The sequence below is a fragment of the Dactylosporangium sp. CS-047395 genome, from assembly GCF_050942185.1.
Taxonomy (GTDB): domain Bacteria; phylum Actinomycetota; class Actinomycetes; order Mycobacteriales; family Micromonosporaceae; genus Dactylosporangium.
This window is the reverse complement of sequence record NZ_CP192015.1, coordinates 3022289-3046747: the sequence shown is the minus strand read 5'-3', so window position 1 is coordinate 3046747 and position 24459 is coordinate 3022289. Positions and strand designations below refer to the sequence as shown.

24 protein-coding genes are annotated in these 24459 nt (G+C 71.2%); 9 read left to right on the top strand and 15 right to left on the bottom strand.

Features of this window, described 5'->3' with window-relative positions:
- Nucleotides 1-9: 9 nt before the first annotated feature.
- From ACQP00_RS14240 to ACQP00_RS14190, 11 genes are all read right to left on the bottom strand, one after another.
- Nucleotides 10-1542, bottom strand: coding sequence for a hypothetical protein (locus tag ACQP00_RS14240; protein ID WP_433219087.1), 1533 nt, complete (start codon nt 1540-1542; stop codon nt 10-12).
- Nucleotides 1539-2408, bottom strand: coding sequence for an L-histidine N(alpha)-methyltransferase (locus ACQP00_RS14235; RefSeq protein ID WP_433219085.1), 870 nt, complete (start codon nt 2406-2408; stop codon nt 1539-1541). Before ACQP00_RS14235 ends, ACQP00_RS14240 begins: the two co-directional genes overlap by 4 nt.
- 420 nt (nt 2409-2828) lie before the next feature.
- Entirely contained in the window at nt 2829-4295 is a 1467-nt protein-coding gene (locus ACQP00_RS14230) for a class I adenylate-forming enzyme family protein (protein ID WP_433219083.1), read from the bottom strand.
- Nucleotides 4292-5230 carry an LLM class F420-dependent oxidoreductase gene (locus ACQP00_RS14225; protein ID WP_433219081.1) on the bottom strand — a complete coding sequence of 313 codons (939 nt, stop codon included), beginning with the start codon at nt 5228-5230 and terminating at the stop codon, nt 4292-4294. Before ACQP00_RS14225 ends, ACQP00_RS14230 begins: the two co-directional genes overlap by 4 nt.
- Entirely contained in the window at nt 5227-5622 is a 396-nt protein-coding gene (locus tag ACQP00_RS14220; protein WP_433219079.1) for a nuclear transport factor 2 family protein, read from the bottom strand. The genes ACQP00_RS14225 and ACQP00_RS14220 overlap by 4 nt, the downstream gene beginning before the upstream one ends.
- A complete protein-coding gene (locus ACQP00_RS14215) occupies nt 5619-7292 on the bottom strand; it encodes a class I adenylate-forming enzyme family protein (protein ID WP_433219077.1) in 1674 nt (557 codons plus the stop codon). Before ACQP00_RS14215 ends, ACQP00_RS14220 begins: the two co-directional genes overlap by 4 nt.
- Nucleotides 7293-7308: 16 nt before the next feature.
- Nucleotides 7309-8619: an ABC transporter substrate-binding protein gene (locus ACQP00_RS14210; protein ID WP_433219075.1), complete on the bottom strand. Its 1311-nt coding sequence runs from the start codon at nt 8617-8619 to the stop codon at nt 7309-7311.
- Nucleotides 8552-9505 (bottom strand): branched-chain amino acid ABC transporter permease, encoded by a 954-nt coding sequence (locus ACQP00_RS14205; RefSeq protein ID WP_433219073.1) that lies wholly within the window; start codon nt 9503-9505, stop codon nt 8552-8554. The genes ACQP00_RS14210 and ACQP00_RS14205 overlap by 68 nt, the downstream gene beginning before the upstream one ends.
- Before the next feature lie 135 nt (nt 9506-9640).
- Nucleotides 9641-10537 (bottom strand): branched-chain amino acid ABC transporter permease, encoded by an 897-nt coding sequence (locus tag ACQP00_RS14200; RefSeq protein WP_433219071.1) that lies wholly within the window; start codon nt 10535-10537, stop codon nt 9641-9643.
- Between the two features lie 12 nt (nt 10538-10549).
- The gene (locus ACQP00_RS14195; protein ID WP_433219069.1) at nt 10550-11248 is read right to left on the bottom strand and encodes an ABC transporter ATP-binding protein; all 699 of its coding nucleotides are present in this window, start codon (nt 11246-11248) and stop codon (nt 10550-10552) included.
- The gene (locus ACQP00_RS14190) at nt 11245-11970 is read right to left on the bottom strand and encodes an ABC transporter ATP-binding protein (protein WP_433219067.1); all 726 of its coding nucleotides are present in this window, start codon (nt 11968-11970) and stop codon (nt 11245-11247) included. Before ACQP00_RS14190 ends, ACQP00_RS14195 begins: the two co-directional genes overlap by 4 nt.
- A 211-nt stretch (nt 11971-12181) precedes the next feature.
- Here ACQP00_RS14190 and ACQP00_RS14185 point away from each other — a divergent pair, with 211 nt between their 5' ends.
- The 5 genes from ACQP00_RS14185 (at nt 12182) to ACQP00_RS14165 (ending at nt 17564) form a co-directional block, all read left to right on the top strand.
- Entirely contained in the window at nt 12182-13702 is a 1521-nt protein-coding gene (locus ACQP00_RS14185; protein ID WP_433219065.1) for an AMP-binding protein, read from the top strand.
- A 100-nt stretch (nt 13703-13802) separates the two neighbouring features.
- The gene (locus tag ACQP00_RS14180; RefSeq protein ID WP_433219063.1) at nt 13803-14303 is read left to right on the top strand and encodes a nuclear transport factor 2 family protein; all 501 of its coding nucleotides are present in this window, start codon (nt 13803-13805) and stop codon (nt 14301-14303) included.
- A complete protein-coding gene (locus tag ACQP00_RS14175; protein ID WP_433219061.1) occupies nt 14300-15034 on the top strand; it encodes an SDR family oxidoreductase in 735 nt (244 codons plus the stop codon). Before ACQP00_RS14180 ends, ACQP00_RS14175 begins: the two co-directional genes overlap by 4 nt.
- Nucleotides 15035-15036: 2 nt before the next feature.
- On the top strand, nt 15037-16050 hold the full coding sequence (locus ACQP00_RS14170) for an NAD(P)H-dependent amine dehydrogenase family protein (protein ID WP_433219059.1): 1014 nt from the start codon (nt 15037-15039) through the stop codon (nt 16048-16050).
- Complete coding sequence (locus ACQP00_RS14165) at nt 16047-17564, top strand: AMP-binding protein (RefSeq protein WP_433219058.1); 1518 nt, start codon at nt 16047-16049, stop codon at nt 17562-17564. The genes ACQP00_RS14170 and ACQP00_RS14165 overlap by 4 nt, the downstream gene beginning before the upstream one ends.
- Here ACQP00_RS14165 and ACQP00_RS14160 read toward each other — a convergent pair.
- The 4 genes from ACQP00_RS14160 to ACQP00_RS14145 are packed head-to-tail and all read right to left on the bottom strand — an operon-like array spanning nt 17555 to nt 21983.
- The gene (locus ACQP00_RS14160) at nt 17555-18250 is read right to left on the bottom strand and encodes a hypothetical protein (protein ID WP_433219056.1); all 696 of its coding nucleotides are present in this window, start codon (nt 18248-18250) and stop codon (nt 17555-17557) included. The genes ACQP00_RS14165 and ACQP00_RS14160 overlap by 10 nt on opposite strands.
- Before the next feature lie 32 nt (nt 18251-18282).
- The gene (locus ACQP00_RS14155; protein WP_433219054.1) at nt 18283-19221 is read right to left on the bottom strand and encodes a winged helix-turn-helix transcriptional regulator; all 939 of its coding nucleotides are present in this window, start codon (nt 19219-19221) and stop codon (nt 18283-18285) included.
- The gene (locus ACQP00_RS14150; RefSeq protein WP_433219052.1) at nt 19218-20741 is read right to left on the bottom strand and encodes a carotenoid oxygenase family protein; all 1524 of its coding nucleotides are present in this window, start codon (nt 20739-20741) and stop codon (nt 19218-19220) included. Before ACQP00_RS14150 ends, ACQP00_RS14155 begins: the two co-directional genes overlap by 4 nt.
- A 12-nt stretch (nt 20742-20753) precedes the next feature.
- A complete protein-coding gene (locus ACQP00_RS14145; protein WP_433219050.1) occupies nt 20754-21983 on the bottom strand; it encodes an acetyl-CoA acetyltransferase in 1230 nt (409 codons plus the stop codon).
- Between the two features lie 118 nt (nt 21984-22101).
- On the opposite strand from ACQP00_RS14145, the gene ACQP00_RS14140 reads away from it, so the two are divergent.
- From ACQP00_RS14140 to ACQP00_RS14125, 4 genes are read left to right on the top strand one after another with little or no spacing between them, the layout of a single operon-like run.
- A complete protein-coding gene (locus tag ACQP00_RS14140) occupies nt 22102-23301 on the top strand; it encodes an acetyl-CoA C-acyltransferase (protein WP_433219048.1) in 1200 nt (399 codons plus the stop codon).
- Nucleotides 23298-23420, top strand: coding sequence for a hypothetical protein (locus ACQP00_RS14135; RefSeq protein ID WP_433219046.1), 123 nt, complete (start codon nt 23298-23300; stop codon nt 23418-23420). The genes ACQP00_RS14140 and ACQP00_RS14135 overlap by 4 nt, the downstream gene beginning before the upstream one ends.
- Nucleotides 23417-23539, top strand: a complete 123-nt coding sequence (locus ACQP00_RS14130; protein ID WP_433219044.1) for a hypothetical protein — start codon at nt 23417-23419, stop codon at nt 23537-23539. Before ACQP00_RS14135 ends, ACQP00_RS14130 begins: the two co-directional genes overlap by 4 nt.
- Nucleotides 23536-24408, top strand: a complete 873-nt coding sequence (locus tag ACQP00_RS14125; protein WP_433219042.1) for an SDR family NAD(P)-dependent oxidoreductase — start codon at nt 23536-23538, stop codon at nt 24406-24408. The genes ACQP00_RS14130 and ACQP00_RS14125 overlap by 4 nt, the downstream gene beginning before the upstream one ends.
- The last annotated feature ends 51 nt before the right edge of the window (nt 24409-24459 follow it).

Here is a 24459-nt window from a genome sequence, read left to right as displayed (position 1 = left end):
AGTGGGCGGTCAGGTGGAGCTGGGGGTGTTTGCGCTTTCTGCCTTGATGGCCTCAATGCGCAGATACTGCGTGCTGACGAGTTCGCCGTCTACCCGTTCGCGCTCGGGCTTCTCCACCGTGAATTGTTCACGAAGGAAGAGTGCTTCGACGTCCCCGACGTCACCGAGGTCATTGCTTTTCATCCGAATGGCGTACTGCCGGCCGACGTTCGTAAGATCATCGAGGTCGATAGGCAGCATACCGCGCCAGCCCGCCGCACGCTCTCGGAGCCGCAGCTCGAAATCGTCCGTCGGATCGGTGACGCGGTACCGATCATTGACCGCCGGCTCCTCGGTATCGGGCGGCGGATAGGCATTTCGCGGGTGCAGCCGGACCGTGGTCAGCACGTGCCCGCCGTCGGCCAGCAGCTGGTGCCAGGAGGTGACGACCTGGTGCGCCTGCTCCGAGCCGAAGCGGGTCAGAAACGCGTCGGCCACGATCACCTGGAACCCGGACGCGCCCTGCTTCTTGAGGGCACAGGGGTCGGTGATGTCGCCCTCGAGGAAACGCACGTGATCGGCCAGGCCGAGCTTCTTCGCGTACCACTCGCTGGCCATCAGCGGCGTCCGGCACAGGTCCAGCACCTGCACCTCGAGGTCCTTCGGCACCTGCCCGAGCGCGTTGCGCGCGGCGGCGAGCACGAACGCCAGGGTCGTGTAGTCCGCGGTACCGCTGACGAGCACCTTGCGGTCGCCGGCCGCGAACCGGCGTTGCAGCGCCCGCATGTAGAACGCGCTGTGCCAGCTCGGGCTGCTGACCATGTTGAACAGGCGCAGGTACTGCCAGGAGCCGTGGTACCAGCGGCAGTCCTTGGGGTCGATGTACTTGCTGCCCTTGCACGCCATGCCGGCCAGCGAGTAGAGCATCTGGGCCGATTCCAGGAGGTCACCGGTCAGGTCGGGCCCGGCCGTCGCCTCCGGCTTGAGCTCCTTGTCGGCCCGCTCCTTGAGCCGTCCCAGCAGGCGGCGGGCGTTGTCCAGCTCCTTGGCGTGCCCGCTGACCAGCCAGGACGCCGGACCGCCGCCGAGCTCGCGGCGCACCACCACCTGGTCGTCGATGAGCCAAAGGTCGGCGAGCGGCACGTTCGGCCCCTGGACCCAGTCCTGGCCGACCTGGACCAGGGCGGGGACGAGGCTCTCCTGGAGATCCCGGCCCGCCTGCTCGCGGGCCCGGGCCAGCGCGTCGCTTCCGGTGGGCACGAGGTAGTACCGCATGACCCGGCACCGCGCCGCGGCCAGCTGACGCCAGATCATCCCGGCGAGGGGCTCGTTGCGCCGCGCACCGGGCGCGAACGGCACGATCTGCTCGACCATGCGCGGGGTGCGGCCGGCGAGCTGCTGCAACAGCTCCGCGACGGCGTCGCCGGGGAGGCGGACGCTGAGCGGGTCGGTGCCCTCGAAGGAGACCCGGTGCTGGATGCAGGCCTGCCGTGCGTGGTCGATGAGGGTGGTCGCGGGATTGGTCCAGGTCCGGGCGCCGCCGTGCAGCGCCTCACTCGTCATTGACATTGCGACCCCTGCTTCCGGGCAGCGACGACTGTCATGTGGTTGCCGGTCTCGTCGACCCGGATCGCCCGGATCGACCAGCCGGAGTCGGAGAAGAGCCGGACCACCTCATCGCCGGTGAAGCGGCGCGACAGGAAACACCGGATCTGGTGCCCGCGCGGGAGTTCGGTGCCGCCGACGCGCGCGTCCCGGCACAGCGTCGCCTCGCCGACGACCGCGTTGTCGTCGTAGCCGATGCGCAGGTCCAGATCGGACGGGTCGAGGCCGGCGGCCAGGAGCGGTTCGAGCACGGCGCTGCGGAAGGCGTCCGTGCGGTACGCCGTCATCGTCGAATCCTCGCTCCCCGGCGGGATTCGCAGCAGCACGCTGGCCAGCAGGACGTCCCCCGCCCGCAGACCGCCGGCCAGGTGCCGCAGCGCCTGGTTCGGGTCCTCCAGGTTGCCCAGCGTGTGGCCGAGCAGGCAGACCACGACCGGCGAGCCGCCCGACCGCCAGCGCTCCAGGTGCCCGGTCGGGCACTCCTCGACGTCCCAGACCTCGGTGTCCAGGCGCATCCGGGGCCCCAGGCCGTCGCGGACCCGCCGTTCGGCGATGCCCAGCAGCGTCTGGCTGAAGTCCATCGCGAGGTACCGCCGCGGCGCACGCCCCCGGGCCGCGAGCTGACCGAGGAACGCGACGCTGTGCCGCCCGTTCCCCGGGCCGACCTCGGCGATCTCGTTCAGGTCGAGATCGGCGAGCCCGGAATGCAGCAGTGTGTCGGATTCGGCCGCCGCCGAGGCCATCATTTCCGCGTAACTGTCGGTCTCCGCGTACCGGTCGTGGGTGAATGCCGCCGACCCGGCATACGCGAACTTCAGCGGCACCGCGCCCGTCGATATCGACTCGATCAGGGCCGCGCGGTGACGGCTGCTCTCGAAATACGAATTCTTGTGACGATCCAGTAGGTGTACGTCATCCACGTCGGTTCCGCCTCCCCCTGCTGCGGACTTCCCTTCGCGGTCGAGCCGCTGGTGACCCCCCGGTCCACATACTCCAAGTACAACCCACGCCATCAACCCGGTCAATCACCGATGCATGTCGATGAATGAAATCAGGGTGAAACCATTCTTCAGGGCGATGATTCAGGCCCGGCCCCCGCGGCCGAAGAGACGAACGGACCTGGCATTCCGGCTAGGAAAACGCTAGCGGGCCCACGGCCTACCGTTCGCGACCCAACCAGTCAACCTGATCCAGCCAACCTGGCACAAGCACCAACCGGTCAGGTTCGCCGACCACAGTGGACATCATGCGCGACGGGCGGCGTACAGCTCGCGCAGGCGGGGCTTCGGGACCTTCAGCGCGGCGTTGCGCGGCAACGCTTCCAGGAACAGCACCGCCGTCGGTTTCTTGTACGAGGCCAGCTGCCGCCGGCACCACGCGATGACCGCCTTGTCGTCGAAGGTGTGTCCCGGGGCGCGGACTACGGCCGCCACCACCGTCTCGCCCCAGTGGTCGTCCGGGGCGCCGAAGACCGCGACCTCGGCCACGCCCGGCATGCGGGACAGGGCCTGTTCGACCTCGGCCGGGTAGACGTTCATGCCGCCGGTGACGATCATGTCCTTGAGGCGGTCGGTGATGTAGACGTAGCCGGCCTTGTCGAGGCGGCCGATGTCGCCGGTGTGCAGCCAGCCGTCGCGCAGGACGGCCGCGGTGGCCTCCGGGCGGCCGAAGTAGCCGGCGAACAGTGTGTCCGACGAGACCAGCAGCTCGCCCTGTTCGCCGGGTGGCAGGTCGTGGCCGTCCGGGTCGACCACGCGGACCGCGGCGATGTGGGCCGGGCGGCCGGCCGCGGCGAAGATGTCGTCCGCCTCGCAGGACGCCGACCAGTCGGACGGGACGGTCGTCGTCACCGGGGCGCCGGTCTCGGTCATGCCCCAGGTCTCGACGAAGCGGTCGCCGATCACGGACACGAGGTCGCGCATGACGTCGGGGCGCATGGCCGAGGCCGAGTGCAGGACGCCGGTCAGCGAGCGCAGCACCTCGGGGCGGCGTCGGACCTCCTCGGTGAAGGCGGGGGCCAGCGGGGACGGGACGTACGTGAAGGTGCTGCGCTCGCGGATCATGCGGTCGATCCACTCGGCCGGGGGGAGGCCGGCCATGAAGGAGAGTTCGCCGCCGAGGAACAGGTGGGGCAGCATGACGCCCCAGATGCCGGCCACGAACGAGAACGAGCCGGTGAAGGCGCAGCGGCTGCCGGGGCGCAGGCCGTCGTGGATCGGCATGTGCAGGATGATCCGGCTCAGGTTCTCCTGGGTGATCACCACGCCCTTGGGGGTGCCGGTGGTGCCGCTCGTGTAGCCGATGATGGCCGGGCTGGACGGCGGGACGAGCCGTGGCTGAACAGGGGCGGCGTCGAAGACCGGCTCCAGGACGACCGGGGCGGAGACCGACCGGCCGTAGGCGACGAACGCGGCCACCCCGGCGTCGTCCACAATGGACTGCACCTCGGGCGGCGCGAGGCGGTCGTTGACGTGGACCGCCGGGAAGCCGCCCAGGAGGCAGCCCAGGTAGCACTCCAGGGCCTCGACGCGGTTCTCCATCATCAACGCGACCCGGTCGCCGGGCTGAAGGCCCTGGGCGGACAGGACCCCGGCGAACCGGGCCGCGTTGTCGAACAGGTCGCCGTACGTGCGCTCGGTTCCGCCGGCGCGCACGGCGACCCGGCCGGGGATCCGCCGCGCGACTTTGAGCAGCAGCATCCCCGGGGTCACAGCAGTTCCCTGGCGTGGGCGAGGGTCGCGGCGCCGAAGGGATCCGCGTCGGTCGAGGCCGGCACCAGGACGACGTCGTCGACGCCGTTGTCCAGGAATGCCTGTACCCGCTTCGCGGCCGTCTCCGGGGTGCCGACCACGCCGATGGCGTCGACCAGCTCGTCGGGGATCGCGGCCAGCAGATCCCGCGGATGGGGACCCGTTCGCGCGTACGCCACGACCTCCCCGAACCCCGCCCGCACGAACATGTCGGAGTAGCCCGGCGCGGCCAGGTAGCCGACGACGCCCCGGCGCAGCTGCTCGTACGCCGCGTCCAGCGAGGTGCCGATGGCGGCCGGGGCCCAGGCGGCGACGCGCGGGCGGGGGCCCGGAGAAGCCGCCTCCAGCTGCGCCACGAGGTCGCCCGCGGTCGGCGGGTCGACCAGGTTCAGCACCATGCGGTCGGCGTGACGGGCGGCCGTCGTCACCGCGCGCGGGCCGAACGCGGCCACCACGAGCTGCGCGGGAACGGGGGGCAGGCGCAGGCGGTACCCACGAAGCCTGGATCCTGAAAGCAGGGCCCGGACGGACTGGGCGGCGTCGTCCAGCGCCTGGGCCGAGCCGGACCGGGAGCGGCCGTGCCACTGCTCGACGACGACCGTGCTCGACGTGCCCAGGGCGACGTCGACCGGGCGGCCGGTGAGGGCGGCGACCGAGGCCGCCCCCATGGCGATCATCATCGGGTCGCGGACGGTGACCGCGAACGGGCCGAGCACCAGGCGGGTGGTGGCGGGCAGCAGCGGACCGGCCGCGGTGGCGAGGGCGAACGCGTCGTAGGTGGCCATCTCGCCGATCCACACGGCCGGGAAGCCGTGTTCACCGGCGAGGCGGGCGGTGTCCAGGGCCTCGGCCGCCGGGCGGTCCTGCCACAGGCCGAGGGAGATCTCGATGCTCATGAGTGGCTGAAGTCCGCCGGGAGGCCCATGCCGCGCATCATCGTGGCGCGGTCGTAGTACTCCAGCCACTCCGTGATGCGGCCGTTTTCACCGATTCGCAGGATGCCGACGACCGGCACCTCGACGTGCCGGCCGTTGATGTCGAAGTCGTCGACGCGCTCGATGAAGACCCGGCCGTCGATGACGCCCATGGCCTTGACCCGCAGCTCGATGCGCTCCAGGCCGGCGGTCAGGGACCGGATGCGGGTCTCGATGGCCGGGCGGCCGACGATCGGCTCCTGCATCACGCTGTGCAGCACGCCGTCCTCGGCGAACAGCGCGACGACCCGGTCCCAGTCCATCCGGTTCCAGGCGCCGACCATGTCCCGCGCCACGTCCAGGGCAGTACTCATGCGTTGATCTCCGCTCGCAACGAACGCTTCAGGACCTTGCCGACCGGGTTGCGCGGCAGGGCCTGGCGCAGCTCCAGCCGTTCGGGCAGCTTGTAGGAGGCGATCCGCCGCTCCTTCAGGAACTCGACCAGGCCGGGCAGGTCGAGCTCGGCGCCGTCGCGGGGCACGACGACGGCGCAGACCCGCTCGCCGAGCACGTCGTCGGGGTAGCCCACGATGGCCACGTCGGCCACCGCCGGGTGGGCCGCGATGAGCCCCTCGAGTTCGGCCGGGGCGATGTTCATGCCGCCGCGGATGACGAGGTCCTTGGCCCGGTCCACGTACTCCAGGAACTGCATGTGGTCCCCCGCGATGACGAACACGTCGCCGGTGCGCAGGTACCCCTCCTCGTCGAACGGGCTCGCGAGGCGATCGCCGTGCAGGTAGCCCGCGAACACCGTGGGGCCCTTGAGCCGCAGCTCGCCGGGCACCCCGGGCTCGGTCACCTCCGCGCCGGTGACCGGGTCGACGAGGCGGACGCTGGTCCACTCGGTGACCCGGGAGCTCCACGTGTAGCCGGGCACGCCGTAGCGCGGGAAGAACCGCGCCCGCTGCTCGGGGTCGGGCACGTCGTGCGGGTCGGTGAGCAGCGAGATGCCCTCGTTGGAGCCGAAGAAGTTGATGATCCCGATGCCGTAGCGGTCCTGCCAGCCGCGGACCATCGGTGGCTGCAGCGGCACCGAGCCGGAGCCGATCTGTTTCAGGCTGGTGATGTCGGCCGCCGCGAGCAGCTCGTCGCGCTGCAGCAGCAACGTCAGAAGGGCAGGGGGCGCCACGGTGTACGTCACGCGCTCCGTCGTGATCTGCTGGAGAAACGTCGGAAGGTCGAACGGGTGATGCTGCACCAGGACGCAGCCGACCCGCAGCCAGGGCAGGAACATGCCGTTGATGCCGGCCATGTTCACCATCGGGAACGGGTTCAGCAGCACGTCGTCCTCGGTGAGGCGGGGCGCCTCGACGGTGGCCCAGCAGATGGCGAGCCAGTCGTAGTGGCTGCGCGGGACGCCCTTCGGGGTGCTCTCGGTGCCGGACGTCCAGCAGATCGTCACGCAGTCGTTCGGATCGGCCCGGTACACGTCCACTGTGGACGGATCGGCCGCGGCCATCAGCTCGTCGAGCGGCAGGACGCCTTCGGGGAGGTTCTCGCCGTGGGACAGCACGCGGCCGATCCCGTAGCCCAGGAACTCTTCGGCGTGCGCCCGGTCCCCGATGCGTGAAGACGTCACGAAATACTTGACGTCGGCCAGATTCGACAGCGGCACGATCTCGTGCTCGCGGAACTGCACGGGGAACGGCGTGACGATGAGCCCGATCCGCCAGGCCGCCAGGTAGGCGACGACCAGCTCCACCGTGTTAGGGAGCTGGACCCCGAGCACGTCGCCCTCCTGGGCGCCTTGCGACAGCAGCACCGCGGCCAGGCGGTCGGTCTCGGCATCGACCTCGCCCCAGGTCAGGCGGCGGGGTGGCGATCCGACGAGCGCGGCCTTGTTGGCCGGGTCGACGACCGCGAGCCGGTCGGGTTGCCGGGCGACCTGCGCCCGCAGCAGTGCATCCATGGTGTCCTGCGACCACCAGCCGCGCGCGGTGTACTCCGCCACGCGCTCCGGCGGGTGCAGTTGTCGTCCCGGCATGCCCGAACCCCCTTGGCTACTTGGTGATGTACTTGCTGGAGATGTCGATGACGTCGCCGTAGGGCTTGAACGCCACCGCGGTCGCGTCCCACTGGAACGGGCGGAACGCGAGGATGCCCAGCGGCGCCGTCGGGGCCATCTTCCACTTGATGCCGTCGATGAACATCGGCGGCTGGTACTCCTGCGTGCGCGCCGCCTCCATGATGCCCGCGTGGGACAGCTTGGAGGGAGAGGCCGCGGCCTTCTTGAACACGTCGATCATGAGGTCGCCGATGACCCAGCCGTTGACCGTGTAGCTGTTGGTCGGCGCCGGGTTGCCCTGGGCCTTGAGCTTGGCGAGGTAGTCGGTCATGCCGGCGTCGGACGCGTACAGGTCGCTGGCCGGGTTCTTCAGCCACACCGGGACGAGCTGCCCGTCGGCGGCGGCCCCGGCCGGCTTGTACAGCGTGTTGCCGTCGACGCAGTTGGACGGCTGGATGAACGTCTCGGGCTTCCAGCCGCTGCGCCCGACCGCGGTCGACAGCGCCGGGCAGTCGGTGGTGACGCCGGCGTCGAAGAGCACCTGGGCGCCGCTCGCGCTCAGCGTGGTGGCGGCCGCCGCCGGGTCGGCGAGCGAGACCTCCTTGACGAGCTCGAAGTTGGTGCCCTGCAGCGCCTTCTTGAACCCGTCGGCGAGGCCCTTGCCCGACTCGGTCTGGTTCGCCGCGATCGCGACCTTGGCGCCGTTCGGGTACTTCTTCTTCAGCAGCTCCACGTCGAACGCGGTCTCGACGTCGGCGCTCGGGAGGTACTGCGTGGTCCACGGGAAGTTCTTGACGTCGCGGAACGTCGGCACGCCGGACTGGGCGAACAGCAGCGGGACGCAGGCCGCGTTCTGGTCGTCGGCGACCGCGTCGAGCTGGCCGGAGCCGAAGACGTCGAGCACGTCGACCTTGTCGGACTGGATGAGCTGCCCGACGTTGGCCTTGGCCTTGGCCGGGTCGAACGCGTCGTCGCGGGAGACGACCTCGAGCTTGACGCCGTTGACGCCGCCGGCCGCGTTCTCCACGGCGAAGCGGTCCTTCATGCCCTGCAGCACCGCGCCGACCGCACCGGCGAGCGGGCCGGAGAGCGCGGCGGACCAGCCGACCTTGAGCGTGCCGCTGATCTCCTTGGTGGCGGCGGCGGGGTCGTCGCAGTCCTGCGTCGGGGCCTTCCAGGCACTGGCCGCGGTCGATCCCGCGCTGGCGGCGGTCTCCGGTTCGTCACCGGAGTTGGCGTTACTGCACGCCGCCAGCAGTAAGGTCGCGCTCGTCGCGGCGGCTATCAGACGTAATGGGCGCTTCATGGTGCTCCTCCTGGACAAGCAGCAGCTTGGGAAGCCGGCTCAGCCCGCCGACGATGCCGTCGGGCATGAGGAAGATGATCAGGATCAGCACGACGCCGAAGAGGACGCCGGACAGCTGGCCCTGGCTGACGTTCGCGGGGTTGAGGTTGGCGGTCAGGTAGGGGATGTAGACGACGGCGAAGGCCCCGACGAGCGGGCCCAGGCGGGTCGCGGCGCCGCCGATCACCAGGCCGGTGATGAACTCGATGGACTTGAGGAGGGTGAAGGAGCCGTCCGGGGAGAGGGCGGCGAGGTACATCGCGAAGAGGCATCCGGCGAGCCCGGTGACGGCGCCGGAGAGGCCGAAGACGGTCGTCTTGACGGTGGCGACGCGCACGCCGGAGGCGGCCGCCGCGATCTCGTTGTCGCGGGTGGCGACCATCGCCAGGCCCGCGCGGCTGCGCATCAGCACGTGCACGAACAGCAGGACCGCGGCGAGAACAACGGCCGAGAGCCAGAACAGCCACTCGGCGCGCTCGCCGGCGCTGAAACCGCTCCACGGCGGCGGGTTGAGCAGGCGGCGCCGGATGACCAGGCCACGGGCGCCGCCGGTGAGCCCCTCGAACCGGCGCACCAGTTCGGGGAAGGCGACGCCGACGGCCAGGGTCACCAGTGCGAGATACAGGCCGCGGATGCGCAGCGCGGGCAGGCCGACGACGAAGCCGACGACGAAGCACAGCAGCATCGCGGGCACGATCGTGGAGAGCGGATCCAGGTTGTACCGCATGACGAGGATTCCGGTCGTGTAGGCACCCAGGCCGAAGAAGGCGCTGTGGCCGATCGACAGGAGGCCGGTGTACCCGGTGGCCAGGTTCAGCCCGCTGATCGCGATCGCGTAGATGAACACGCTCGTCAGCTGGGAGACCCGGAAACTGGGCGAGCCCGGAGGCCCACAGCAGCGCGAGGATCGCGAGCGCGGCCAGCACCAGCATGGCGGCCCGGTGCGGCCAGGAGCCGCGGGTGAGCACGATCGGCGGTCGCATCACACGCGCTCCAGCTGTTTGGTGCCGAACAGGCCGTTGGGGCGCAGCACGAGCACGGCGACGATGATGGTCAGGGCCGCGGTCTGCGGCAGGGTGTCGCCGATGAAGCCGACGTAGCCCATGATCAGCTGCTGCAGGACGCCGAGGACGAGGCCGCCGACGACCGCGCCGATCGGGCTGTCGAGGCCGCCGAACAGGGCCGCGGCCGAGGCGTAGATGAGGATCGGGAACATCGTCTGCAGGCCCAGTTGCTGCGGCGAGAGCGGGGTGACGAGCACGCCGGCGACGGCCCCGACGGCGCCCGAGACGCCCCAGCCGAACATGAGGACCCTGCCCGTCTTCACGCCGCTGAGGGCGGCCGATTCCGGGTTGCCGGCCACGGCCCGCATGTGCAGGCCGAGCGTGGTCCGGTTGAACAGCAGGAACATCAGGCCCACCACGACGAGGACGACGAGCCAGACGCCGAGTCCGTCGAAGTACAGCCGGGCGCCACCGATGCTCAGGTAGTCGTCGAGCCCGTTGGGGAAGACGCTGGGCATCACCTTGGTCTCGGAGTTCCAGATGAGGCCCGCGAGCGCGTTCAATGCCGTGAACAGGCCCAGGCAGACGATGAGGACCGCCATGTCGTTGCGGCGGCGGACCGGGCGGATCAGCGTGCGCTCGATGCCCGCCCCGAGCACCAGCCCGACGACGGTCGCCACGATGAGCCCGGCCCAGATCGGCGCCCCGAGCGTGCTGAGCCACCAGGCGATGTAGGTGGTGAACAGGGCCAGCTCGCCCTGGGCGAAGTTGATGGTCCCCGAGCCCCGGAAGACGATCACGAGGGCGAGGGCCATGATGGCGTACACGCAGCCGTTCGTGATGCCGTCGAAGAGCCGGTCGAGCAGGAGCGCCACGGTGTTCCTCCCCTAGTAGCCCAGGTAGGCGCGGCGGACCGCGTCGTTGTCGCGGAACTCGGCGGCGGGGCCGTGCCCGGCGACCCGTCCGACCTCCAGCAGGTACGCGCGGGCCGCCAGGTCCAGGGCGAGCTCGGCGTTCTGCTCGACCAGCAGCAGGGCGGTACCGTCGGCGGCATTGACGTTCTTCAAGGTCGCGAACAGCTCGGCCACGATCTTCGGGGCGAGGCCCAGGCTGATCTCGTCGCACAGCAGCAGTCGCGGCCGGCTCATGAGGGCGCGGGCCACGGCCAGCATCTGCTGCTCGCCGCCCGAGAGCGTCCCGGCGACCTGCCTGGTGCGGGCCTTGAGCACCGGGAAGACCTCGAACCAATGCTCGATGTCGGCCGCAATTCCGGCCTTGTCCCCGCTTCGGGTGGCCGCACCGACGCGCAGGTTCTCGTGCACGGTGAGGGCGGTGAACGTGCCGCGGCCCTGCGGCACGAGGCTCATGCCGGTGCGGCGCCTGGCGATCGGGTGCCCGTCGAAGGCGATCGTGCCGCGGCTGGGCAGGAGGCCGGCGATGGCCCGCATGAGCGTGGTCTTGCCGGCCCCGTTCGCGCCGAGCACGACGACGACCTCACCCGGCCCGACGGTGAGGTCGACGCCGTGCAGCACCTGCGCCTGGCCGTACCCGGCGACGAGTCCCTCGACGCGCAGCAGGTCGCTCATGCGGCCCGGCCCAGGTAGGCGGCGGCCACGGTGTCGTCGCGCTGGACGTCCGCGGGGCTGCCGTCGGCTATCTTGCAGCCGGAGTCCATCGCGACGACGTGGTCGCAGATGCCCATCACCAGGCCCATGTGGTGCTCGACGAGCAGCGCCGAGAGCTCGTACCGGTCGCGAATCCGCCGGATCAGCTCGCCCAGGTCGCGCACCTCGGCGTGGGTCAGGCCGCCCGCCGGCTCGTCGAGCAGCAGCAGCTTCGGCCGCGCAGCGAGGGCCCGGGCCAGCTCGACCCGCTTGAGGGTGCCGAACGGCAGGCCCTGGGCCGGGTGGTGGGCGACGTCGGTGAGGTCGAGCGCGGCCAGGATGCCGTAGGCCTCGGCGCGCAGCGTGCGGTGCCGCCCGCGGCGGACGTGGGCGCCGGCGACCGTGTTCTCCAGGACGCTCAGCGAGCCGAACAGCGCCAGGTTCTGGAACGTGCGGGCGATGCCGTGCCGCACGATGCGGTGCCGGGGCACGGCGAGCAGGTCGGCGTCGCCGAACCGGATCGTGCCCGCATCGGGCTGGTAGATCCGCGTGATGCAGTTGAACAGCGTCGTCTTGCCGGCCCCGTTCGGCCCGATCAGGCCGCAGATCTCGCCGGGGGCGACGGTCAGGCTGATGCCGTCGAGGGCGGTGACACCGCCGAAATGGATTCGAACGTCGCGCACGTCCAGCGCCGCAACCGACACCGGCACCTCCGCTCCGAGGCCGCATACTTCAATTGGCAGTGCTACTGCTGTTACTACAACAGTCGGAGTAACCCGTCAATGGTCCTCGGACAGTGGGCTGGTAGGTGCCCTGGCGTAACGGCCCAGAAATATTTCGGGACCATCCCCCTGTGCAAGTCACTCTTGTAGTTGTAGCTTGTGAGCACCCGTACGGGTTGTTTGGAGGTCAACGATGTTCTCCATCGCCGAGGTCGTGCGCGAGGCTGCGAGGGCGCGGCCCGACGCTCCCGCCGTCTCCGGACAGGGCCGGGCCGCCATCTTCGCCGAGATCGACCGGCGCTCCAGCAAGGTCGCCGCCGGACTGCTCGCGTTGGGCGTGCAGCGCGGGGACCGGGTGGCGTACGCGGGGCTCAATCGCACCGATGTGCTCGACATCGTCGCGGGGATCTCGAAGGCGGGCGCCGTACCGGTTCCGCTGAATTTCCGCCTGGCCGGGCCCGAGCTCGCGGCGATCTTGTCCGACTCCGGCGCGGTCGTGCTCTTCGCCGAGCCCGCGCAGGCTTCACTCGTTGCGTTCGCGGGGGCGATGATCACCCTCGACGGCGACTACGAGGCGTGGCTGGAGGCGCAGCCCGAGACCGACCCCGGGATCGTGACCGGGCCGGACGAGCTGGCCGTCCTGCTGTACTCCTCGGGCACCACCGGCCTGCCCAAGGGCGTCATGATCCGCAACCGCAACCTGCACTCGATGCTGGACGTGGCCCGCGGCCGCTGGCAGCTCGACCCGGGCGACGCCTCGCTGAACGTCTCGCCGTACTTCCACGTCCTCGGCTTCGCGTGGGCCGTGCACAGCCTGCGCCAGGGCGCGATCCTCGCCCAGGTCCGCGACGCCGCCCCGCAGGCCCTGCTCGGCATGATCGCGGGCGAGCGGGTGCGGGTGGCGGTGCTCGTACCGGTGCTGATCGACGTGGTGCTGCGCAGCCCCGGGCTGGACGAGGCCGACCTGAGCAGCCTGCGCCTGATCCTCTACGGCTCCGCGCCGATCTCGGCCCAGGTGCTCGTCGAGGCGACCAAGCGGCTCGGGGCGGCGATGGAGCAGTCGTACGGCCTGACCGAGGTCTCCGGCGGCGCCACGTTCCTGAGCCCGGAGGACCACGACCGGGCCCGCGACGAGCCGGGCCTGCTGCGCTCGTGCGGCAAGCCGGACCCGGGCAGCGAACTGCGCATCGTCGACCCGGTGACCCTCGATGACCTGCCGACCGGCGAGCCGGGCGAGGTGCTGATCCGCTCGGCCCAGGTGATGGCCGGCTACTGGCAGCGCCCGGAGGAGACCGCGCACACGCTGCTCGCCGACGGCTGGATGCGCACCGGCGACGTCGGGCGGCTCGATGCCGAGGGGTACCTGTACCTCGTCGACCGGGCCAAGGACATGATCGTCTCCGGCGGCGAGAACATCTACCCGGCCGAGGTCGAGCGCGCGCTGCAGGCCCACGACGAGGTCGCCGAGGTCGCGGTGGTCAGCGCCCCCTCGCGGCAGTGGGGCGAGTCGCCGATCGCCGTCGTCGTGCGCGAGCCGGGAAGCTCGCTCTCGGAGGCCGCGCTCATCGCGTGGGTGCGCGAGCGGCTGGCGCACTACAAGTGCCCGGTCGCCGTCCATTTCGTGGAGGCGCTGCCCCGCAACGCCTCCGGCAAGGTGCTGCGGCGCGTGCTGCGCGAGCCGCTGTGGGAAGGCCACTCCCGCCGCGTGGCGTGAGCGGCTGTGGGAAGGCCACGCACGCCGCGTGGCGTGAGCGGCTGTGGGAAGGCCACGCACGCCGCGTGGCGTGAGCGGCGATGAACGAAGGGTCGGCTGAGTGTCGCTGCAAGATCTGTTGGACAAGCAGGAAATCACCGAGAACCTCATCCGGTACATGCGGGCGGTCGATCGCGGCGATGTCGAGGCCCTGCGCGCGTGCTACCTGCCGGGCGCGACCGAGGAGCACGGCGGGGTGTACAGCGGCCCGGCCGACGCGTACGTCGACAGCATCGCCCGCACCCTGACCCACCCCAAGGCGATCACCACCCACGTCGTCACCAACGTGCTCATCGAGCTCGCCGGCGACCGGGCGGAGGTCGAGTGCTACGTGACCGCGTTCGCCCGGGTGAAGCCCGGCGACACCCTCACCGTGGCGCGCATGCTCGACGTCTTCGAGCGGGTCGACGGCCGCTGGGGCATCCGCCGCCGGCGGCTGCTGTGGGAGTGGAACCACGACATGGAGCGAACGGAAGGCTGGATCTTCGGCATGCTCGTCCCCGACCCCGCGGTGCTCCAGCACGGCGCGAAGTTCCCGGCCGATCCGGTGTACCAGCGGTGAGCGGCGTCGTCGCGCTCGTCACGGGCGGCAACCGGGGCATCGGTCAGGCCTTCGTCGAGGAACTGCTGGAACAGGGCGCCAAGGTGTACGCCGGCAGCCGCGACCCGCACGGCGTCTCCGTCGACGGCGCGATCCCGGTGGAGCTGGACATCACCGACACCTCCCAGGTCGCCGCGGCTGCGGCCCGCTATCCCGACGTGAACCTGCTCGTCAACAATGCGGGACTGTTCACCAACAAACGCCTCGTGGTCACCGACGACCCCGACGCGGCCCGGGCCGAGATGGAGGTCAACTTCTTCGGCACCCTGAACATGACCCGGGCCTTCGCACCGGTGCTGGGGGCCAACGGCGGCGGCCAGATCATCAACGTCCTGTCCGTGGCGGGCATCGTGCCGACCGCGTTCATGGGCGGGTACTCCCCCTCCAAGGCGGCCGCCCTGTTCCTGTCCGGCATCACCCGCGCCGAGCTGGAGCCGCAGGGCACGAAGGTCACCGCGCTCATCGTCGGCTCGGTCGAGACCCGCATGTCCGAGCACGTCGACGGCCGCAAGGAGGACCCGCGGGACATCGCCCGCACGGGCCTCAAGGCGGCGGCCAAGGGCGAGCTGACGTTCGACACCGACTGGATGGCCGTCGACGCCCGGGCCCGGCTCGCCCGCGACCCCGTGCGCTACGAGCGTCAGCTGGGTCGTCTCGTGCACAAGGCGGTCCTGCGGACGGGCCGGGAGTAGCCGTGGGGACCCGCGTCATCCAGTGGGCCACCGGCGCCATCGGCAAGACCACGCTGCGGGCCGTGCTCGACTCCCCCGATCTGGACCTGGTCGGCCTGTACGTCTACGGCGACCGCAAGGCCGGCCGCGACGCGGGCTCGATCGCGCGGCGTTCCCCGACGGGCGTCATTGCCACCCGGGATGTTTCGGAGATTCTGGCGCTGAATGCGGACGTGGTCATCCATTGTCCGCGCCTGCGTCTCGACTACGGCGAGCACGACGACGACCTGTGCCGTCTGCTGCGTTCCGGCAAGAACGTCATCACCACCGCGGGCCACCATTACCCCGCTCCGGAGCGCGCGGCCCGATTTACCGCCGCGTGCGCGGAGGGCGGCAGCACGCTGTTCGGGGTCGGCGTCAGCCCCGGCGTCATCGGCGAGCGGCTGGCTCTCGCCTTGACGGGGGTCTCGGTCCGCCTCGACCGCGTGGAGATCGACGAGGTGCTGGACGCGAGCGCGATGCCGGACCCGGACTTCGTCTTCAACGTGATGGGCATGGGCTCGTTGGAGCCTTCGCCGCTGGGGCCGCTCTACGGCGAACTGTACGCGGAGACCCTCCGCTATATGGGCGACAGGATGGGCGTGACGTTCGACCGCATCGAGTCCGACCACCACCACGAGCTGGCCGCGGCCGATCTCGCGGTCGCGGCCGGCACGATCTCCGCAGGGACCGTCGTGGCGACCGAATGGCGCTGGCACGCCATCGTGGCCGGCCGCCGGTTCCTCACGCTGTCGATCATCTGGACCATGGACCCGGAGCTGCCACGGTATGCCGGCCGCGATCACTGGACGATTCACGTATACGGCATACCTGAGGTCGTCATGTCCCTGAACCTGGTGGAGCCGGACGAGCCGGGGGTGCGGACGACGGCCGCCCAGTACGTGACGGCGGGCCCGGTCATCAACGCGATCCCGCACGTGCTGGCCGCCCCACCGGGCATCCTCGGCTTCTCGGTCTTCGGCGCGTGGTCCGCGTGAGACGCTTTTTCGCCGTGCACGCCGACGGCACAAGGGTCACGAACGTCGCCGACATCATCCGCCGCCGCGCCGCCGCGACCCCTGATCTGGTCGCCGTCATCGAGCCCAGCCGCACCACGACGTTCGGCGGCCTGAACGAGCGCTCGAACCGGGTGGCCCAGGCCCTGCTGGCGGCGGGCGTCTCGGCGGGCGACCGGGTGGCGTACATCGGCGCGAACGCCCCGGAGTTCCTCGAGGTCCTCTACGGCGCCACGAAGGCCGGCGCGATCGCCACCGCCATCAACAACCGCCTGGCCCTCCCGGAGATCGCGGCCATCCTGTCCGACGCCGCGCCGGCCGTTCTCGTGGTCGACGATCCCGCATTGGTACCGCCCGGCGCTCAAGCCGTGTGCACCGGTCCGTCGTACGAGCGATGGCTGTCCACAGTGGATCCGGTCGACCCGCGGGTGCCGGTGGGGCCGGCCGACACCGCGGTCATCTTCTACACCTCGGGCACCACGGGCCGCCCCAAGGGCATCATGCTGAGCGGCGACAACCTGGGCCAGGCGCTGGCCACGATGCACTACGACATGGACCTGACCACGTCCTCGGTGGCGATGGCTCCCATCCCGTACTTCCACATCTCGGGCCTGGGCCTGGCGCTGGTGGCCAACCTGAACGGCGCCGCCCTGCTCCTGGAGACGGCCGGAAATCCGGACGAGCTCATCGAGCTGTTGTCCGCGCGCCGGGTCTCCCATGCGGCCGTGGTCCCGACCATCCTCCAGACCCTGCTGAACCTCCCCCGCACCCGCTCCACGGACTGGTCGGCGTTGCGCTACCTGGTCTACGGCGCGATGCCGATCCCGCTGCCGGTGATCCAGGCCGCGACCGAGGTCTTCGGCTGCAAGTTCCTCCAGTCGTACGGCCTGACCGAATCCACCGGCGGCGTCACGGTGCTGTGGCCGGACGACCACCTGCCGGACGAACCGTGGAAGGAACGCCGCCTGCGCTCGGTGGGCCGCCCCATGCCGGGCGTCTCCCTGCGCGTCGTGGATCCGCTGACGCTCATGGACCTGCCCCCGGGCTCCCGCGGCGAGGTCCTGATCGGCGGCGGCCACGTCATGCAGGGCTACTGGCGCAACCCCGCAGCGACGGCCGCGACAATCGTGGACGGCTGGGTCCGAACGGGTGACGGCGGCTCCTTCGACGAGGACGGCTACCTGTACCTGCACGACCGCATCAAAGACATGATCGTCACCGGCGGCGAGAACGTGTACCCGGCCGAGGTGGAGAGCGTCCTGACCGGCCACCCCCACGTCCTGGAGGTCGCGGTGGTGGGCGTGCCGTCGGAGCGGTGGGGCGAGTCACCGATCGCGGTGGTGGTCGCCGACGGACCGGTCGACGACCTGATCCCGTGGTGCCGGGAACGCTTGGCCCACTTCAAGTGCCCGGTGGCCGTGCACGTCATGGATGCCCTGCCCCGCAACGCCTCCGGCAAGCTCCTGAAGCACGCGTTGCGCGCAACCTACGCGTAGCGGAACCGTACGCCCAGCATGCTCTCCTCGCGCAGGTTCCCCCCGCGCTCCGAGCGCAGCAGCGTCACCGTCCACTGTGGCAGTTCGGCCGCCGGCCGGAAGGTGACCAGCCGGCCGCCCAGGTCGACGGTGTCGGAGGCGGCCGCGTCGTAGCCGAGGATCTGCGACCACTGCTTGACCGTGGCCTCCGGGTCGCGGGCCGGCACCTCCACCGACACCACGTCGTCGATCAGGGCGTGCGGGGACGGTTCCACGCCCATGCCGTCCCAGAACCAGGCGTCGCGGTCCTCGATGCCGTCCAGCTCCAGCAGCAGGCCCACGTCCGCCGGGTGGAACTGGACGATCGGGTGGCCCATGACGAGCTGGTCCGCCACCACGCGTACGCCCAGCGAAAGAGCCCGGTCCCGCGCGGCCAACGGGTCGCTGTGCTGGACCGACAGCGCGTAGCCGCCCTGGCCGTACTTGGCCAGCCAGCGGGCGATCGACACGTCCGGGGTCAGGGGGCCGACCAGTTCCAGGTAGGAGCCGCCGGCCAGGGCCATGGTGTCGTCGGACATGCCGATGGTCGCCAGCTCGGGGTCGGCGAAGCCGTCGCCCAGGCCGTAGTGCTCGCGCAGGAGGCGGCCGTCGGCGGTGATGTCCGGGGTGGCCAGGACTAGCTGGCGCAGTAAGGCCCAGTCGGTCATGTCGGTGCTCCAAGGGGGCTTCGCCGAAGCGCTCATGAGATGGTCACGTCGGTGCCGCCGCGCAGCGGCTCGCGGCACTGGTCGCAGGCCAGGCGGGGGGTGAAGATGCGGCGGCACTCGGTGTGGCGGTAGACCAGCGCGCGGCCCTCGGGGGACTTGAACCAGCGGTGGCCCCAGTCCAGGGTGCACATGACGACCGGGAAGAAGGCGCGGCCCTTGGCCGTCAGGTGGTAGCTGAGCCAGTCCGCGCGCTCGGTGCCCGGCGCCGGGTCGAGGACGCCCAGGTCGCAGAAGGTGCGCAGGCGGTCGGCGACCATGGTCGGCGGGGCGCCCAGGCGTTGCTCGAAGTCCTTGAAGCGGTGGGCGCCCAGGAACGCGGCGCCAAGTAGGGCCGAGGACCAGCGATTGCCGATCAGGGCCATGGTCTGCGGGAACAGGCCGGGGCTGGCGCCGCCGCCGGCGAAGGAGCGCCGGCGGGTGGTGGCCGCCGGGACGCTGCGCTCCCAGGTGCCGCTGGGGCCGAAGCCGCCGGTCACGTCGCGCGGCTCGACCGGCTTGCCGCAGGCGGCGCACAGCAGGAGGGGCTGGAACGCCTGGCCGCAGCGGGTGTGGCGCATGAGCGGGAGCTGCTCCTCGTGCTGCGGGACCCAGCGGGCCTCCCAGGCCCAGATGGTCAGCAGGATGGGCCAGGTGTCGCGGCCGCGCTTGGTCAGGCGGTACTCGAAGCGCGGCGGGCGGTCCTGGTAGGCGACCTTCTCCATGAGCCCCGCCTCGGCCAGCCGGGAGAGCCGGTTGGTCAGCACCGAGTTGGAGATCGGGAGGCGTTCGAGATAGTCGCTGTAGCGCCGCACGCCCGCTGTCGCATAGCGCAGGATGAGCAGCGTCCACTCGTCGCCGATGAGGCCGAGCGCGTGCGCGACCGCGTTCTGGCCACCGGCCTCGAGCTGGGTGGGCGCGTCTCCCAAGGTCACGCAGCGTCCATGCGCAACGCGGCCGACATGGTGTCGGCGGTGGACCAGCCCGGGATCGAAGAGCCAGAAGCCCAGGTCGCGTGGGTACCGCTGGAGACCCGCTCCGGCAGCGCCACCCGTGCGAGGGGGCCGTCGGCGACCCGCTGGGCGTCGAAGATGAGGCACTCGGAGAGGTTGCGGTTCATGTCGGTCACGATCGTAATCAGGTACCCGTCGTCCTCGCCCGTCGAACCGACCCGGGGGGCCATGGCGGTCTCGCTGCCGAAGACGCCCTCGCCGAACGCGAAACGCTCGTCGTGCCCGGTCTGCAGGTCGTGCTTCACGACCCCGTCAAAGAGGAACCAGCCCTCGACGCCGGTGGCCGCGTACGCGTACCGGTTGCGCCGCCCCCCATGCCCCCCGTTGATCATGCCGAACTCGGTGACCGTGTCGCGCAGCCGTTCTTCGCGGACTTGTCCCGTAATCAGGTTGAGCCGCCAGCGGTGCAGGTGCGACTGCATCCGGTCGAGCGCGAGGAAGCGGAACATGCGCTGGTAGTACGAGCCGTCGCCGCGGTCCTGGGGCTCAGGGTCGTCCTGGAAGAAGCCGTCCAGGACGATCTCGTCGCCCTCCTCGTAGGCATTGACCCAGTGCAGCACGTAGGTGGGGTCGGCCTCGAACCAGCGGACCTGCTCCGACGTCCCGCGGCGCGGCACGACCCCGATCCGCAGCGGCAGCTCGGGGTGGAAGCGGGCCGCATGGACGCCCTGTTCCAGCAGCTCAGGCTCCCAGAAGAGGGGGCAGTCGTTCAAAATCGCATAATTTTCCGTGTACGCCATGTCGTGCGGCAGCCGCGGCCCGGGCAACGGTACGTCGATGTAGTGCACCAGGTGGTTCTGCGCGTCGACGACCCCGTAGTGCAGGTAGGGTGCGGCCTTGCCGTAGTTGAAGAACAGCAGCTCGCCGGTGTGCTCGTCGCTCTTCGGGTGCGCGGATACGCCCCACTGCGACGGGAACCGGCCGCCCCACGTCGACTTGCCCAGCGTGTCGAGGGTGAGGGGATTCAGGCGGTACAAGTCGCCGCATTGATAAAAGCTCGTCAGGGCCACCCCTGCGTGCACGACGACGTCGGTGCTGGAGGAGTCCTTGAGCCCGCCGCGCGCACCCCATCCGTCGCGCAGGCTCCTGGCCGGGGGCTCGGCCAGGCCGGCCCAGAGCGGCTCCTTGCTCTCCTGCTCGGCGAGGAACCCGTCGGTGCGCACGAACCGGTTGCGGTAGAACGCCTTGCCGTCGCGGAATCCGACGACGTGGATCATGCCGTCGCCGTCGAACGGGTGATACTTGCCGGCGATCGCGGGATGCACGGGGTTCTCGGTGTTGCGCAGGTACACGCCGTCGAGGTCGGCCGGGATCTCGCCGGTCACGGTGAGGTCGTCGGCGCGCCACTCGCTCGTCTGCGGCTGCCAGGGGCCGGTGCGGTACGGGTGGTCGTCGTCCTCCGGCAGCGTGGACAGGGCGTGGCCGACCAGCTCGACATCCATGGAGTCGTCCTTCTAACTGGCCGCGCCGACCACGAGGCTGACCGTCGTGGTGGTGCTGCCGCCGATGTTGAGGGTGGCGAAGGTACGCGCGCCGGGCACCTGGTAGGGGCCGGCCTGGCCGGTCACCTGCCGGTGGGCGTCGACGAGCATCCGCACGCCGGTCGCGCCGACGGGGTGGCCGCCGCCGATCAGGCCGCCGCTGGGGTTCATCGGGATCCGGCCGCCGATGGCGAGCTCGCCGGACTCGACCGCCTTCCAGCTCTCGCCGGGCGCGGTGATGCCGAAGTGGTCGATCGCCGCGTACTGCGACATCGTGAAGCAGTCGTGCGTCTCGATGCCGTCGACGTCCGCGACGCCGCCGATCCCGGCCCGCCCGAACGCGTCGAGCACCGCCTTGCGCACGTGCGGCAGCACGTACGGCTGGTCGGCGCTGTGCCGCAGCTTCTGCTCCAGCGACAGCCCGACGGTGGCGTGGCCCCAGCCGAGGATGCGGCTGAGCGAGCGGCGGGCGAGGTCGGGGTGGGCGGCGAGGTACCGGTCGGAGACGAGCACGACCCCGGCCGCGCCGTCGGTGACCTGGCTGCAGTCGTTGCGCCGCAGCCGCCCCTCGACCGGCGGGTTGGCCGCGTCGTCGTCGGTGAAGCTGGCGTCGGTGAACGTCCAGTTGCGGGTCTGGGCGTTGGGGTTGACCCGGGCGTTGTCGAAGTTGAGGCGGCCGATCGCGCGCAGGTGGGCGTCGTCGATCCCGTACCGCTTGTCGTACTCGTCGGCCAGCGCGCTGAACATGTACGGCCACATGAACTTGGCCTGCTGCCCCTCGTGGCCGATCCAGGCGGCGGCGCCGAGGTGCCCGGCGGCCTGGTCGCCCGGGACGGTGCGCTCGAGCTCGGCCCCGAGGACGAGGGCGACGTCGTAGCGGCCGGACTCGAGGTCGGCCATGGCGGCGAGGATCGCGGTGCCACCGGAGGCGCAGGCGGCCTCGTGGCGGGTGGCGGGGACGCCCCAGAGCCGCTCGTCGACGGTGGCGGGCATGCCGCCGAGCTGGCCCTGGCCGGTGAAGAGCTGCCCGAAGGCGTTGCCGACGTGGATCACCCCGATGTCGCCCGGATTGATGCCGGACGCGTCGAGGGTCCCGGTCGTCACCGCTTGGAAGAGCTCGGCGAAGCCGTGACCGGCGCGGGCCCAGTTGCGGGCGAAGTCGGTCTGGAAGCCTCCGGCGACCCAGCTGCTGCTCGTGGCCATGAGCCACCTCCAATTCGAGCTTCCTTACTATAACAAGCAGAGTCGCTCGTCAACGCCTGGCCGCCCTGACCTAGGTCATCTCTTGCCAATAGTGCACATTGAGACTACACCTAACAGAGTGACCACACGCGACGTGTACGTCTTGGAGTACCTGCGGACGGCGCGCGGCAAGGGCTCGGCCAAGGGCTCCCTGCACCACCTGAGCCCGACCGAGCTCGTCGTGCGCCTCCAGCGCGCGCTCGTCGAGCGCACCGGGCTCGACCCGGCCCGCATCGACGACGTGACCCTCGGCCTCGCCTCCCAGAACGGCGAGCAGGGCGCGAACCTCCCCCGCACCGCCGCGCTGCTGGCCGGCTGGGGCGAGCACGTGCCGGGGGTCAGCCTCAACCGGTTCTGCGCGTCCGGCATCGACGCGGTCGCCCAGACCGCCGCCCGGGTCCGCGCCGAGGACCTCGACCTGGCCGTGGCCGGCGGGGTGGAGAGCGTCTCCCGGGTGCCGATGTTCTCCGACGAGGGCCCGCTGTGGAGCGACCCCGACACCATCCGCCGGGTCGGCTCGATCCACATGGGCATCGCGGCCGACCTCAACGCAACGCTGGACGGCATTCCCCGCGACGCCCTCGACGGGTACGGCCTGGAGACCCAGACCAAGGCCGCCCGCGCCTGGGACGCCGGCTTCTACGCGCGGGCGGTCGTGGACGTCGACGGGTTCGCCCGCGACGAGCTGGTGCGGCCCGGCACCACCCTCGAGTCCCTGGCCGCACTGCCGCCGGCCTTCGCCGAGCTGGGCGCCGCCGGGCAGGACGCCATCGCGCTGGCCGCCCACCCCGAGGCCGGGACGATCGAGCACCGGCACACGGTCGGCACCTCCCCCGCCATCGCCGACGCCGCCGCCCTGGTGCTGCTCGGGACCGGAGCCTCGGCCGAAGCGGCCGGTCTCCAGCCGCTCGCGCGGGTGGTGGGCGCGGCGACGTGCAGTACCGACCCGGTCATCATGCTGACCGCCGGGCAGCAGGCCGTGGAGAAGGTCATCGCCAAGGCCGGCCTCACCCCGGCCGACATCGACGTGTTCGAGTTCGCGGAGGCGTTCTCGGCGCTGTGCCTGAAGTTCCGCCGCGACCTAGACGCCGGCCCCGAACGGATGAACCCCAACGGCGGCACGATCGCGATGGGGCACGCGTTCGGCGCGACCGGCGCGATCCTGCTCGGCCAGTGCGTCGAGGAGCTGCGGGCCCGCGGCGGCCGCTACGGCGTCGCCGCGGTGTCGGGCGCGGCCGGCCTCGGCGTGGCCGTGCTCGTCGAGCGGGTCGGCGCGTGAGCCGCCTGGACGGCCTCGCCGGCATCGTGACCGGCGGCGGCAAGGGACTCGGCCGCGCGTTCGCCCCGCACCTCGCCACGCTCGGCGCGGCCGTACTCGTCGAGCGGGTCAGCGCGTGAACCGCCTCGACGGCCTCGCCGGCATCGTGACCGGCGGCGGCAAAGGGCTCGGCCGCGCGTTCGCCCTGCACCTCGCCGCGCTCGGCGTGGCCGTGCTCGTCGAGCGGGTCGACGCGTGAACCGCCTCGACGGCCTCGCCGGCATCGTGACCGGCGGCGGCAAAGGGCTCGGCCGCGCGTTCGCCCTGCACCTCGCCTCGCTGGGCGCGGCCGTGGTGGTGAACAACCGCAACCGCGAGGTCGACTCGGCGGGATCCGTGGTCGCCGAGATCACCGCGGCCGGCGGGCGGGCCGTCGCCGACTACACCGACGTGACCGAACCGGATGCCGGCGACAATCTCGTGAAGACGGCCCTTTCGGTGTACGGCCGCCTCGACTTCTGTGTCACCAGTGCCGCGATCTCCGGGCCGGCGATGTTCCACAAGACGACGCTGGACGCCTTCGCCGCCGTGCAGGGCGTGAACGTGCTCGGCACCGCCGGGGTCGCCGCCGCGGCCGCCCGGCACATGCGGGGCGCGGGCGGCGGGCGGATCGTGCTCGTGGCGAGCACCGCCGGGCTGCACGGGGAGCCGACCGTCGCGGCCTACGCGGCCAGCAAGGGCGCGGTCATCGCGCTGGGCCGCACGATCGCCGTCGAAGGGGCGCCGCGCGGGGTGTACACGAACGTGCTGCTGCCCTACGCCACGACGCAGATGACGGACGCCGGGATGGCCGAGCGGTTCCGCGACGCGATGACGGCCGCGTCGGTGGCGCCGGTGGTCGCCGCGCTCGTCGACCCGGCCGGCACGCTCAACGGCGAGGTGATCGTGGCCGCGAACGGCTCGCTGCGCGCGACCAGCTCCGTGGAGTGGGGCACCGTCCAGGTTCCGTCCACGTTGGACGCGGCCGGACTCACCGGATTGCTGGACGCCAGCCGCTCGGGGAAGCCGCACGAGTACCGCACCGCCCAGGACGCCTTCGCCGACTTCGCCGAGGAGACGCTGCCGTGAACTGGACCGCGCTCGGCCTCAATCTGCTGCTCTCGGCGGCGGCGGTCCTCG

Excerpts from the sequence above, each read along its gene's own strand:
- ACQP00_RS14240 (WP_433219087.1), bottom strand. The coding sequence starts at position 1,542 with ATGACGAGTGAGGCGCTGCACGGCGGCGCCCGGACCTGGACCAATCCC.
- ACQP00_RS14225 (WP_433219081.1), bottom strand. The coding sequence starts at position 5,230 with ATGAGCATCGAGATCTCCCTCGGCCTGTGGCAGGACCGCCCGGCGGCC.
- ACQP00_RS14220 (WP_433219079.1), bottom strand. The coding sequence starts at position 5,622 with ATGAGTACTGCCCTGGACGTGGCGCGGGACATGGTCGGCGCCTGGAAC.
- ACQP00_RS14215 (WP_433219077.1), bottom strand. The coding sequence starts at position 7,292 with ATGCCGGGACGACAACTGCACCCGCCGGAGCGCGTGGCGGAGTACACC.
- ACQP00_RS14210 (WP_433219075.1), bottom strand. The coding sequence starts at position 8,619 with ATGAAGCGCCCATTACGTCTGATAGCCGCCGCGACGAGCGCGACCTTA.
- ACQP00_RS14195 (WP_433219069.1), bottom strand. The coding sequence starts at position 11,248 with ATGAGCGACCTGCTGCGCGTCGAGGGACTCGTCGCCGGGTACGGCCAG.
- ACQP00_RS14185 (WP_433219065.1), top strand. The coding sequence starts at position 12,182 with ATGTTCTCCATCGCCGAGGTCGTGCGCGAGGCTGCGAGGGCGCGGCCC.
- ACQP00_RS14160 (WP_433219056.1), bottom strand. The coding sequence starts at position 18,250 with ATGACCGACTGGGCCTTACTGCGCCAGCTAGTCCTGGCCACCCCGGAC.
- ACQP00_RS14150 (WP_433219052.1), bottom strand. The coding sequence starts at position 20,741 with ATGGATGTCGAGCTGGTCGGCCACGCCCTGTCCACGCTGCCGGAGGAC.
- ACQP00_RS14145 (WP_433219050.1), bottom strand. The coding sequence starts at position 21,983 with ATGGCCACGAGCAGCAGCTGGGTCGCCGGAGGCTTCCAGACCGACTTC.